Raw genomic sequence first — 12,260 nt, forward strand, 5'->3', positions numbered from 1 at the left:
GCGCCCGGGGGCGTGGCGGGCGGGAGCGCGCACATGGTGAGCAGGAATGGTCGGGTCGCCGGAACGCACCCGACCATTTCTGCTCACGAAGCGCGCGTCGCGCCAGCGGGCGACCGCCCCGCGTCAGTGGAACTGGGGGACGATGAGGTAGATGCCGTACAGCACGACGGCGCCGCAGACCGCGTAGCAGAGGATCGCGAGCGCACGGAAGGCACGCACCGCGGTCGTCGCTCCGTCGGGGTTCGGGAACCCGGCGGTCGCCGGACCGATCGTGCCGTCGTCCTTCACGGTGAACTTGCCGGCGCGGGTGTCCGCGGCGCTCCAGAACCGGAGACCGACGGAGTACACCGCCACGACGAAGCACGACGAGACCACGGCGACGAGCGCCACGGTGAGGAACGCAAACCAGTCGATTCCCATCAGCGACGGCCTCCCTTGCGTGCGGCCATGCGGCGGAGCGTGCGCTCGCGGCTCAGCGCTGCGCGGCGGTCCGCGACGGCGTCGGCGCGCTTCTTGCGCTGCAGGTCGCGCAGTTCCTTGCGGGTGTACACGGCGTTCGCGGCCACGTCGACCTCGATGGCCGAGGCCTGCTCGTGCGGCTTCCGGAGCGACCACAGGTACAGGCCGAGGATCACCGCGGCACCGACGATCGCGTCGATGACCAGGCCGATGACGCCCAGGCGTGCGATGCCCGATGCCACGGCGCCAACGGCTGCGGCGGCCGGCAGCGTGATGAACCAGGCGATGACGATCTTGCCGGCGGTGGACCACTGGATCTTCGAGCCGCGGCGGCCGAGCCCGGCACCGATGATCGAGCCGGAGGACACCTGCGTGGTCGAGAGCGCGAAGCCGAGGTGGCTGGACGCCAGGATCGTCGCGGCGGTCGATGCCTCGGCCGCGAAGCCCTGGGTGGCCCGGATCTCGGTGATGCCGGACCCGAGCGTGCGGATGATGCGCCACCCGCCCGTGTAGGTACCGAGCGCGATCGCCAGGGCACAGGCGACGACGACCCAGAACTGCACGCCCTGGTTCGACGACTGTGCCCCCGACGCGATCAGCGTCAGCGTGATGACACCCATCGTCTTCTGCGCGTCGTTCGTGCCGTGCGCGAGCGACACCATCGACGAGGTGAAGATCTGCCCGACGCGGAAGCCACCGCGCTCGTTCGGGAACACCGGGCGCTTCGTGATCCGGTACGCGATGCGTGTCGACAGGAACGACACGAGCGATGCGATCACCGGCGACGCGAAGGCCGGGATGATGACGACCGTCAGCAGCGCGACGTAGTTGACGGACTGGAACCCGGCGCCGACGATCGCGGCGCCGATCAGTCCGCCGAACAGCGCGTGCGACGACGACGAGGGCAGCCCGCGGAGCCACGTGATCATGTTCCACACGACCGCTCCGATGAGCCCCGCGAAGATCATCTCCGGTGAGATCGCGACGCCGCCCGGGCCCTCGTTGATGAGGCCGTGCGAGATCGAGGTCGCCACCGCGGTGCTGAGGAACGCACCGACGAGGTTGAGCACCGCGGCGACCGTGACCGCGACCTTGGGCTTCATGGCCCCGGTCGCGATCGGAGTCGCCATCGCGTTGGCGGTGTCGTGAAAACCGTTTGTGAAGTCGAAGAAGAGGGCCAACGCGATGACCAGGACGACTATGAGTGTGATGTCCACCGCGGGCCAGTGTTCCCCATCGACGGCCTCCGGAGCAAACCTGATCCGCAACCTGCTGTTCACCAGAGCTTCAGACTCGTTCAGATTCGGAACCATGCCGATGCGAGAATGAGTCCCATGGACACCGTCGAGCTCCTCATCCTGTTGGTCGGATCGCTCGCGGTGACCGGGTTCGCGCGGGCGAAGGGGCTCCCCGCTCCCCTGCTCGTGACGGCGGTCGCGCTCGCAGCGTCGTTCCTGCCGGGGCTCCCCGCGATGGAGATCGACTCCGAGGTGATCCTGACGGTGATCCTGCCGCCGCTGCTCTACTCGGCGGCGCTCGACGTGTCGTGGCAGAGCTTCCGCACGTCGATCAAGCAGATCCGGCGTCTCGGCATCTTCCTGGTCATCGTGACGGCACTCGTGGTCGGCGCGGTGGCCTACTTCCTGATCCCGGACATGACCCTGCCCGCGGCGATCCTGCTCGGTGCGATCGTCGCCCCGCCGGACGCCGTGTCCGCCGCCGCGATCGGTCGCAAGCTCGGGCTCCCCCGCCGGGTGATGACGGTGCTGTCCGGCGAGAGCCTGATCAACGACGCAGCCTCCCTGACCCTGGTGCGCGTGTTCACCCTGATCATCGCGGGGACGTCGCTCACCATCTGGCAGGACCTCGGCATCTTCGGCCTGGCGATCGGCGTCGGCCTGGCCGTCGGCATCGTGCTCGGTGTCGTCGTGCACTGGATCCGGATGCGCCTCAACGACCCCGTGGTCGAGACGATCATGAGCATCCTGCTGCCCTTCGTCGCCTACATCCTGGCCGAGGACCTCTCCGGTTCCGGCGTCATCGCGGTCGTCACGGCCGGCCTGTACATCGGCTACAACTCCCCGAAGGAGGGCTACGCCACCCGCCTGCAGGAGCGTCCGCTGTGGACCAGCATCGACGTCATCCTCGAGGGCTTCGTGTTCGCCCTGATCGGCCTGCAGCTCAACACCGTGGTGCAGGACCTGGTCGAGAGCGAGCGGAGTCTCGGCCAGACGCTCACCGCCGCGGCCGTAGTGCTCGGCGTCGTGATCCTGGTGCGGCCCCTCTTCATCTTCGAGTCGTACGTGCGCAACCGCTTCAACGGGCGATGGCTCCGTCCGCTGCGCATCAAGCTCTCCCGCGGCCACCCGTCGCTGCGGTGGATGCGCGGCACGGCCGAGCCGAAGCTCAACTGGCGCGAGCTCACCGTCATCTCGTGGACCGGCATGCGCGGCGTGGTGACCCTCGCCGCAGCGGTGTCCGTGGTCGCGAGCCCGACGCAGATCCCCGCGCAGGACACGATCTTCATCATCGCGTTCTTCGTCACCGTCGGCACCCTGCTGCTGCAGGGCCTGACGCTGCCCTTCGTCATCCGTGCGCTCAAGGTGCAGGACCCGGCCGAGGGCGAAGAGGACGTCCGGAGCGAGATGCGACTGAACCAGCGCACCACCGAGGCCGCCATCGATCTGCTCGAGAAGCGACGTCCGGACTGGTCGAAGCAGTACGGCGACGTCGCCGTCGACTCGGTGGTGAACCGGCTGAAGGCACGGCTCGAGCGACAGGTCGAGACCTTCCGCCAGGACGCCGAGGAAGAAGAGGTCGAGGAGCGCAACGCCCCGATGCGTCTGCGCGGCTCGCAGATCCAGGACATCCGGCGCGAGCTGCTCGACCGACGACGCGAGATCGTGCTCGAGGAGCGTGAGAAGGGGAACCTCGACGAAGAGGTCATGCGCCGCGTGCTCGTGACCCTCGACGCCGAAGAACTCGCGATGGACTCGGCGCAGGCCTCACGCAGCCGCTCCTGAGGGCCTCGGGCGTATCCTGGCGCTCCGATCGAGTACAGGAGCACAACGCCGAGTGAGCACGCCGCGGAACGACGTCCCGAAGAACAACGACACCCCGGACCGTCCCGGAGCGTCCCGGCCGACGTCGGCCCCGAAGCCACGCAGCACCCGCCCCTCGGCCCGTGGCACGAAGCCCCGCCGCGGTGCGAAGGTCGCAGGCTCCACGCGGGCTGCACCGCGTCGCCAGGCCCCCGTCCCGGAGCCACAGCAGCACGGTGCGTACCGCCGCTGGTACTCGACGTTGCACCCGTCGCTCCAGCTGATCGGTCTGCAGCTGTGGATGCCGCTGTTCTTCATCGTCGGCTTCTGCCTCTGCTACGTCTTCGCGTTCCACGCCCCGCACCCGCACGACGTCCCGATCGCGCTGATCGGCAGTGACCCGACCCTCGTCGCCGCGGCGCAGAAGGCCTTGCCGGGCGAGTTCGTGTTCCACACCTACGACTCCCTGGCTGCGGCGAAGCGGGACGTGCTCGCCGGGTCGATGGCGGTCGCGTACGACCCGTCCACGAACGAGTTCTTCAAGGCGAGCGCACACCAGTTCCAGGTCGCGAGCCTCGTGCCGGCGACACTGAGCGCGGTGCTCACGGGCATCGGCGTCGCGACCCCGAAGACCACCGAGCTCGCTGCCCTGCCCGCGTGGGACGAGTACGGCACCGTCCCGATGTACGTCATGCTCGCCTGGTGCATCGGCGGCTACATGGTCGCGATGTTCATCGGGATCATGGGCGGTCCGCTCCGGCACCGCACCCGAATGACCGTCATCGTCGTCGGCGGCCTCGTCATCTCCCTGATCACGAACACCCTCGCCGGTCCGGTCGTCGGCGCCATCCACGGCCACTGGATCCAGCTCGTCCTCATCGCGTGGGGGTGGATCGTCGCGATCGGTCTCGCCGTCAACGGGCTGAGCTACTTCGTCGGCCGGTTCATCGCCGCACCCGCCATGATCTGCTTCGTGTTCCTGTCGATGCCGTCGTCCGGCGGGGCGTACCCGAAGTGGTTCATGCCGGAGCCGTTCGCCTGGCTCAACAACGTCGTCGTCGGGTCGAGCATGGTCGACATGATCAAGCACCAGGTCTACGGCGTCGGCCCCGGCCCGGCCCGCGGCCTGATCACGATGGGCTGCTACGCCGCGGCCGGCCTGGTGCTCATGTACTTCGGCAAGAAGTGGTGGGAACGCCGACGCATCCGCGCCATCGTCACGGGCCGGACGACGATGTTCCAGGACGCCAACACCGCCAACCGCGAGTTCCTGGGCAAGGAACGCGACGCCGAGCTCGAGCGCCACGGCCTCGAGTCCACCGAGACCGGCACCCTGAGCGTCCTGAGCGACGACGACTGGGAGGACGCCCGCGTCGGCGGTGACGTCTTCACGGGCGGCCGCGACGGCCTCGAGACCGAGACCACCCCCACCGGCCGCATCCCCGTCGTGCGGACCGGGGACCGCACCGGCCCGGTGCAGCGGCCGGGAGGCGCGGGGACCGGACCGCGCACGCGTCCCGTCCCACGCACCGAGGGCTCCAGGGCGCCGGCTCGGTCCGACACGTCGGCCCGCGTCGACACGTCGGACGAGCCGCCGCACGGCCGCCACGCGGACCGGTGAGGCGTCGGCGGCGCGTATCCTGGGGGGCATGAGCCCCCGCATCACCTGGCACCGCGTCCTCGTCACCATCGTCGTCGTGCTCCTCGTGCTGACGGTCGGCTTCTACGTCGCGAGCATCGTGCTCGCACCCGCCGACGGCCGGAACACCGCCGGGCTCTTCGTCGGCTGGGCGATGTTCGCCATGGTCGGCGCGATCGTGTTCGGGATCATCGACTTCTTCGTCCGGCCCCTCGGTGGTCGCAGCGGCGACGCCGAGGTCATCGCCGCGGCCGAGGAAGCACGCACCGGCAGCACCCGCACGCAGCAGACCCGCTGACCCGCAGACCCGCTGACCCGCTGACCCGCTCTACGCGGGTGACTCGACACCCGTCCCGGTGAAGCCCGCGACCGTCGCGTCGTCGTCGGCGAACGTGAAGCGTGCACGCACCGACCCCCCGCGGAGCACCGCCGGCAGCCAGTACTTCGCGTCGTCCCACATCGCCTCGTAGGGGACGTCGGCGACGGGGATCCACCGCGGCTCGAGCTCGTCGGAGCCCGACGGGCTGCCCTGCCAACGGCGGCACACGAAGACGTCCGAGACCTGGGACCAGGACGGCCGGTACGGGAACCGGTAGTCCAACGTGCCACGGGCCTCCAGGTCGACCGTCTCGAGACGCAGGCCGACCTCTTCGCGCACCTCGCGCACGGCGGTCTCGACCGCCGACTCACCGGGTTCGCGCTTGCCGCCCGGGCCGACCAGCCGGCCGGTGCCGAGGCCGCGGCGCTTCTCCCCGAGCAGGACCTCGGGTCCGCTCTCGCCGTCGCGCAGCAGGTAGACGACGACCACTCGGGGGTGTTGGGACTTGCTCTCGTCGCGCGGGGTCACCCGTCCAGTCTGGCCGAAGATGTGTCGTACGCTCTTCCCATGGCAGGCGTGCTGCGGGGGCACCATGGCTGAGCCCCGCAGGACCGGGCGCAGCCTCGAAGTGCTGCGCGCCGAGGCTGCCGAGGAGATCTCGATGCTCGTCGAGCACCGGAGCCGCCAGGGCGAGGACCCGTGGGAGTTCATGCCGACGCTCCCCTCGGTCGACGAGCAGGTCGTGCTCATCCTGCGGGCCGACGCGGTCGACCTCGACGCCGCGATCGGCAAGCGGCACGCCCAGTGGTCGATGCACCCCGCGTCCGGTCAGGGCACCGTCCTCGGCGAGGAGTACCACCGGTTGCGCCGGATCGCGCTGCAGCACCCCGAGCTCACCCAGGCGGTGTGGAAGCTCATGGGCGCGCTGCCCGACGCGAGCTGACGTCCACGCACAACGTGCGCGGACGCACGTGCGGTTGGATGGGCGCATGACCGAAACCGTGCTCGCGATCCTCAACCAGCCCTCCCGCGACGCCGCGCCGCACGACCCCGCAGCGGACGCCTTCACCTGGGCGAAGCCGCTCGAGGAGCACCTGCAGGTGCAGGACCTCGGCATCACCCGGGGCGACGGCGTGTTCGAGACGATCACGGTGGTCGACGGTCGTCCGCAGGCCCTCGAGGCGCACCTCGACCGGTTCGGCCGCTCCGCCGCGATGCTCGACCTGCCCGCGCCGGACCCCGACGCCTGGCGGCAGGCGATCGAGGCCGTCTGCGCCCGGCTCGACCCGGTCCGCGAGGCCTTCGCGAAGACCGTCCTGACCCGTGGCGTCGAGGGCACCGACCGTCCGACCGGCTGGGTGTACGCCGCGCCGTCCGTCGACTCGACCGCCGCGCGCACCGAGGGCATCTCCGTCGTCGTGCTGGACCGCGGCTACCGCCACGACGTGGAGCGCACCTCGCCGTGGCTGCTGCAGGGCGCGAAGACCCTGTCGTACGCGGTCAACATGGCCGCCCTGCGCGAGGCCGCCCGGCGCGGTGCCGACGACGCCCTGTTCGTGTCGAGCGACGGCTACGTGCTCGAGGGCACGCGCGCCAACCTGATCCTGAAGGTCGGCGACCGGCTCGTCACGCCGCGCACCGACATCGGGATCCTGGCCGGCACCACCCAGGCCGACGTCTTCCGCTTCGCCGACCAGCAGGGCATCGAGACCGCCTACGAGCTCGTCACGCTCGCCGACCTGCAGGCTGCGGACGCACTCTGGCTCGTGTCGAGCGTCCGGCAGGCGGCGCCGATCCGCTCCGTGAACGGCGACGCCCGCGCGATCGACGCGGACCTGACGGACCGCATCAACGAGTTCCTGCTGGCACGCGAGGTCTGAGCCCGCCGGGTCCGCCGGCCGTCACCACCCAGCGCCCCCGGCGCCACGGACGCCAGGCCCGGATCCCGACGTGCGGGCACGTCGCGATCCGGGCCTGGCGGCTCTCCCCCGCTACCAGCGCGGGGTGGTGGTGCCGACGCCGTCCGCCCACTCGAAGACCTGGCGGCCGTCGATCCAGACGCGCGTCGCGCGACTGGTCGCGTCGAGCGGATCGCCGTCCCAGAGCACGAGGTCGGCGTCGTGCCCCACGGCCAGCCGACCGACTCGGTCGCCGAAGCCCAGGAACTCGGCCGGGTTGACCGTGAGCGCCTCGAGCGCGGTCTGGGCGGGCAGGCCCTCCTTCACCGCGGCCGTCGCCTGGTCGACGAGCATGCCGATCGGCACGACGGGGGCGTCGGTGGTGATCGCGACCCGGACGCCGGCGGCGGCGATGGCGGCGAGGTTCGGGATCCCCCGGTCACGGAGCTCCACCTTCGAGCGGCTCGTGAACAGCGGGCCGTAGATGACCGGAATGTCCTTCTCGGCGAGCAGGCTGGCGATCTTGTGCGCCTCGGTGCCGTGGTTCACGACGAGTCGGTAGCCGAACTCCTCGGACAGCCGGATGGCGGTCGCGATGTCGTCGTGGCGGTGGGTGTGCTGGTCCCAGACGAGTTCGCCGTCGAGGACCCGGACGAGTGCCTCCTTCGTCAGGTCACGCGCGAACGGCTCACCCTTCGCGGCGGCGGCGTCACGGGCGGCGCGGTAGTTCTGGGCCTCGACGAAGGCGTCACGGATGATCTTCGCGACGCCCAGACGTGTCGACGGCGTCTGGCCCTTGCCGCCGTACACCCGCTTCGGGTTCTCGCCGAGCGCGCTCTTGATGCTCACCGAGTCCGAGATGAGCTGTTCGTCGACGGTGCGCCCGCCCCAGGTCTTGACGGCGACGGTCTGGCCGCCGATCGGGTTCCCGGACCCCGGCTTCACGACGATGCTCGTGATGCCCCCGGCGAGCGCGTCGCGGAAGCCCTCGTCGTCGATGTCGATCGCGTCGATCGCACGGACCCCGGCCATGTTCGGGCCGGTCATCTCGTTCGTGTCGTTGCCGGCCTCGCCGTTCGCCTCCTCGTGGATGCCGACGTGACCGTGCGACTCGACGAACCCGGGGACGAGCCAGGCACCGGCTGCGTCCACGACCGTGATCCCCGAGGGCGGTGTGACATCCGGGCCGATCGCGGTGATGCGGCCGCCCTCGACGACGACCGCGCCGCCGTCGAAGGCGGGAGCGGAGACGGGGACGACGTGGGCACCGGTGATCGCGAAGGAGTTGCTCATGCCACCAACGCTACGCGGATCAGCGAAATACGAATTCCTGGCGTCGGGCGTCCGGGGTCCCTACGCTCCCGGCATGGTGCATCGGAACGAGACCCCGGACGTCCACGACGGCTCGACCGCGCTCGACGGCAAGACCGCGCACAGCGGCGTCCTCGTGCACCGCGGATGGCCCGTGCACGGCAGCGCGGAGCGTCCGTGGCGCAGCGCCCGCCGGGGTTCCCGTGCCGACCGGATGACCACGTCGGTCCGGGTGTCGCTGCCACCGAGGATCGCTCGTGCTCGGTGGGTGCCCGATGCCCGGACCGAGGCGCTGCTCGACCGCGCGGCCACGGCGCTCCGGTCGCTCGACGTCCACCACGGTTCCCGGCTCGCGTCCCTCGGGTCGGTGATCGGTCGGACCGAGGCCGTCGCCTCGTCGCGGATCGAGGACGAGTCCGCGTCACTCGACGACTGCGCCCGAGCACTCGTGGGCATCCGCGCGAACCCGAGTGCGACCGTCGTCGTCCGCGCCGCCGGTGCGATCGAGGGGTTGGTCGCGGCAGCGGACACGGGCGTGATCACCGAGGCCGCGCTGCTCGAAGCGCACCGGCTGCTCCTGCGCGACGACCCGGTCGACGGGCGGTACGCCGGGCGCTACCGCAGCGTCCAGAACTGGATCGGTGGCGGTGACACCCCGCGGCTGGCGACGTACGTCCCGCCGCCGCCGGAGCTCGTCGCGCCGCTCATGACCGACCTGTTCGCGTTCCTGCACCGGACGGACCTGCACCCGATCGCCCAGGCCGCGATCGGGCACGCCCAGTTCGAGTCGATCCACCCGTTCACCGACGGCAACGGCCGGATCGGACGGGCGGTGATCAGTGCCGTGTTGCGGCGGCGAGGTGTCACGACGACGGTGACCGCGCCGATCGCCACCGCGCTCGCAGCGGATCGGGGCCGGTACTTCCGGCACCTCGAGCGGTACCGCGAGGGGGTCGTGGACGCCCTCGTGGCAGACGTCGCGATCGCCATCGGCACCGTGTGCGACGAGGCGACCGTGACCGCCCTGCTGCTCGACGAGCACGCGGCCGACCGGATGGCGGGTCCGTGTGCCACGAGTCCCCACGCGGTCGTCGGGCGGGCGCTCTCCGACGACCCGGTCCTGACCGAGGCCCGACTGCAGGACCTCCTCGCCGGTGTCGACGACGGACCGGTCGACGACGACCTGGCCGGCTCCGTGGCCGCAGACCTCGTCCGCGCCGGAGTACTGCGTCCGGTCACCGAGCGGCGGCGTGACCGCGCCTGGGTCGCACCGGCCGTCGCGGACGAGCTCGAGGCCTTCGAGCAGCGGGTCCGCGCGGGGGTGGCCGGGCGGACCCGGTCCGACCGGTTCCGGGCGGCGGCGTGACGCCCGTCTCGCCACGGGGCCGTGCGCATAGGGTGGGACGGTGAGCATCGAGCACTCCCAGGCCACCCCGCCCACCGCCGCCAAGCGGCCCGTGACGCGGACCCACCACGGCATCGACTTCGTCGACGACTACGAGTGGCTGCGTGACAAGGAGTCGCCGGACACCCTCGCCTACCTCGAGGCAGAGAACGCCTACACCGACGCCGCCACCGACCACCTCGCCCCGCTGCGCGACCGCGTCTTCGCCGAGGTCAAGAACCGTGTGCAGGAGACCGACCTCTCGGTGCCGGTGCGGATGGGCGACTGGTGGTACTTCACCCGCACGGCCGAGGGCAGCCAGTACGGCGTGCACTGCCGCGCGCCGATCGCCGGTGCCAACGACTGGACCCCGCCGGCCGTCGTCGAGGGCGAGTCGACCCTCCCCGGCGAGCAGGTCGTCCTCGACGGCAACGCCCTGGCCGACGGCCACGAGTTCTTCTCCCTCGGCACCTACGACATCAGCGATGACGGCACCCGCCTGGTCTACGGCATCGACGTCGAGGGCGACGAGCGGTACACCCTGCACGTGCGTGACCTGGCGTCCGGCACCGACCTCGGCGACGCCATCCCGAACACCGGGGCCGGCGCGACGTTCGACCCGGCTGGCCGGTACGTCTTCTACCCGACGGTCGACGAGTCGTGGCGTCCGGACAAGATCTGGCGGCACGCCGTCGGCACGGCGGCGTCCGACGACGTCCTGGTCTTCGAGGAACCGGACGACCGCTACTGGGTCGGTGTCGGCGTCACCCGGTCGTCGCAGTACATCGTCATCGAGCTCGGGTCGAAGATCACGTCCGAGGCCCTGGTGCTCGACGCCGCCGACCCGACCGGCGAGTTCCAGGTCGTGTGGCCGCGACGCGACGGCGTCGAGTACGAGATCGAGCACGCCATCGTCGGCGGCAGCGACCGGTTCCTGGTGCTGCACAATGACGGTGCCGAGAACTTCGAGCTCGTCGACGTCCCCTCCGACGACCCCACGTCCGAGCGCGACCGCCGGGTCGTGGTGGCGCACCACACCGAGCGCCGCATCGAGTCCGTCGACGCCTTTGCCGGGCACCTCGCGCTCGAGTACCGCTCCGAGGCGCTCCCCCGCATCGCGATCATCCCCATCGAGGGTGACGGGTACGGCGACGCGCACGAGGTCCCCTTCGACGAAGCACTGTTCTCGGCCGGCCTCGGCGGCAACCCCGAGTGGGACCAGCCGACGCTCCGCATCGGGTTCACCTCGTTCGTCACCCCGTCCGAGGTCAGCGACCTGGACCTGGCGACCGGCCAGGTGACGGTCCTGAAGCGCCAGCCGGTGCTCGGCGGCTACGACCCCGCCGACTACGCCCAGGAGCGCGACTGGGCCACCGCGTCGGACGGCACCCGCGTGCCGATCTCGCTCGTGTGGCGCCGCGACGCCGTCGACGCGGACGCCCCCTCGCCACTCCACCTGTACGGCTACGGCTCGTACGAGCACTCCATCGACCCGGGCTTCAGCGTCATGCGCCTGTCGATGCTCGACCGCGGCGTCGTCTTCGCCGTCGCCCACGTGCGCGGTGGCGGCGAGATGGGCCGGCACTGGTACGAGAACGGCAAGACCCTGACGAAGAAGAACACGTTCACCGACTTCGTCGCGGTCGCCGACCACCTGATCGAGTCCGGCCGCACCACCGCGGACCGGCTCGTGGCCGAGGGCGGCAGCGCCGGCGGGCTCCTGATGGGTGCGGTGGCGAACATCGCGCCGGACCGGTTCGCCGGGATCGTCGCCGCGGTGCCGTTCGTCGACGCGCTCACGAGCATCCTCGACCCCGACCTGCCCCTGACCGTCATCGAGTGGGACGAGTGGGGCGACCCGTTGCACGACGCCGAGGTCTACCGCTACATGAGCGAGTACACCCCGTACGAGAACGTCCGCGACGACGTGCAGTACCCGCGGATCCTCGCCGTGACGTCGATCAACGACACCCGTGTGCTCTACGTCGAGCCGGCGAAGTGGACCGCGAAGCTGCGCGAGGTCGGGGCGCCGGTGCTGCTGAAGACCGAGATGTCCGCGGGCCACGGCGGCGTGAGCGGGCGGTACGCCTCGTGGAAGGAGCGGGCGTTCGAGCTCGCTTGGCTGCTCGACGTGCTCGGGCTGGCAGACGAAGAGCCCGCCGCGTGATGACTTCGTGAGCAGAAATGGTCGGGTTGCCCGCAGGCACCC

At 70.9% G+C, this 12,260-nt stretch carries 11 protein-coding genes; 7 read left to right on the forward strand and 4 right to left on the reverse strand.

Annotated features, from left to right (window positions below):
* Nucleotides 1-123 precede the first annotated feature (123 nt).
* Both OGL88_RS05820 and OGL88_RS05825 read right to left on the reverse strand, forming a co-directional pair.
* Nucleotides 124-420, reverse strand: coding sequence for a hypothetical protein (locus OGL88_RS05820; protein ID WP_205464249.1), 297 nt, complete (start codon nucleotides 418-420; stop codon nucleotides 124-126).
* A complete protein-coding gene (locus OGL88_RS05825; protein ID WP_123673409.1) occupies nucleotides 420-1,676 on the reverse strand; it encodes an inorganic phosphate transporter in 1,257 nt (418 codons plus the stop codon). Before OGL88_RS05825 ends, OGL88_RS05820 begins: the two co-directional genes overlap by 1 nt.
* A 117-nt stretch (nucleotides 1,677-1,793) precedes the next feature.
* Between OGL88_RS05825 and OGL88_RS05830 the strand changes: the two genes are divergently transcribed.
* Genes OGL88_RS05830 through OGL88_RS05840 form a run of 3 tightly spaced genes read left to right on the forward strand, consistent with a single transcriptional unit; the run spans nucleotide 1,794 to nucleotide 5,437 of the window.
* The gene (locus OGL88_RS05830) at nucleotides 1,794-3,482 is read left to right on the forward strand and encodes a cation:proton antiporter (RefSeq protein ID WP_263090468.1); all 1,689 of its coding nucleotides are present in this window, start codon (nucleotides 1,794-1,796) and stop codon (nucleotides 3,480-3,482) included.
* Between the two features lie 52 nt (nucleotides 3,483-3,534).
* Entirely contained in the window at nucleotides 3,535-5,121 is a 1,587-nt protein-coding gene (locus OGL88_RS05835) for an ABC transporter permease (RefSeq protein WP_263090470.1), read from the forward strand.
* 28 nt (nucleotides 5,122-5,149) lie between these two features.
* Nucleotides 5,150-5,437: a hypothetical protein gene (locus OGL88_RS05840; RefSeq protein WP_263090472.1), complete on the forward strand. Its 288-nt coding sequence runs from the start codon at nucleotides 5,150-5,152 to the stop codon at nucleotides 5,435-5,437.
* A 30-nt stretch (nucleotides 5,438-5,467) separates the two neighbouring features.
* On the opposite strand, the gene OGL88_RS05845 is transcribed toward OGL88_RS05840, so the two are convergent.
* The gene (locus OGL88_RS05845) at nucleotides 5,468-5,986 is read right to left on the reverse strand and encodes an 8-oxo-dGTP diphosphatase (protein ID WP_263090475.1); all 519 of its coding nucleotides are present in this window, start codon (nucleotides 5,984-5,986) and stop codon (nucleotides 5,468-5,470) included.
* Nucleotides 5,987-6,050: 64 nt separating this feature from the next.
* Between OGL88_RS05845 and OGL88_RS05850 the strand changes: the two genes are divergently transcribed.
* Together OGL88_RS05850 and OGL88_RS05855 are read left to right on the forward strand one after the other, a co-directional pair.
* The gene (locus OGL88_RS05850; RefSeq protein ID WP_263090476.1) at nucleotides 6,051-6,401 is read left to right on the forward strand and encodes a tryptophan synthase subunit alpha; all 351 of its coding nucleotides are present in this window, start codon (nucleotides 6,051-6,053) and stop codon (nucleotides 6,399-6,401) included.
* A 46-nt stretch (nucleotides 6,402-6,447) separates the two neighbouring features.
* Nucleotides 6,448-7,338, forward strand: a complete 891-nt coding sequence (locus OGL88_RS05855) for an aminodeoxychorismate lyase (protein ID WP_263090478.1) — start codon at nucleotides 6,448-6,450, stop codon at nucleotides 7,336-7,338.
* Nucleotides 7,339-7,449: 111 nt separating this feature from the next.
* Here the strand turns inward: OGL88_RS05855 and OGL88_RS05860 are convergent, their stop codons facing one another.
* On the reverse strand, nucleotides 7,450-8,649 hold the full coding sequence (locus tag OGL88_RS05860) for an amidohydrolase (RefSeq protein ID WP_263090480.1): 1,200 nt from the start codon (nucleotides 8,647-8,649) through the stop codon (nucleotides 7,450-7,452).
* Between the two features lie 73 nt (nucleotides 8,650-8,722).
* Between OGL88_RS05860 and OGL88_RS05865 the strand changes: the two genes are divergently transcribed.
* The gene (locus tag OGL88_RS05865; RefSeq protein WP_263090482.1) at nucleotides 8,723-10,033 is read left to right on the forward strand and encodes a Fic family protein; all 1,311 of its coding nucleotides are present in this window, start codon (nucleotides 8,723-8,725) and stop codon (nucleotides 10,031-10,033) included.
* A 40-nt stretch (nucleotides 10,034-10,073) separates the two neighbouring features.
* Complete coding sequence (locus OGL88_RS05870) at nucleotides 10,074-12,218, forward strand: S9 family peptidase (RefSeq protein WP_263090485.1); 2,145 nt, start codon at nucleotides 10,074-10,076, stop codon at nucleotides 12,216-12,218.
* Nucleotides 12,219-12,260: the final 42 nt, after the last annotated feature.

It is taken from the genome of Curtobacterium sp. RIT-PI-V (genome assembly GCF_025642935.1).
Classification (GTDB): domain Bacteria; phylum Actinomycetota; class Actinomycetes; order Actinomycetales; family Microbacteriaceae; genus Curtobacterium.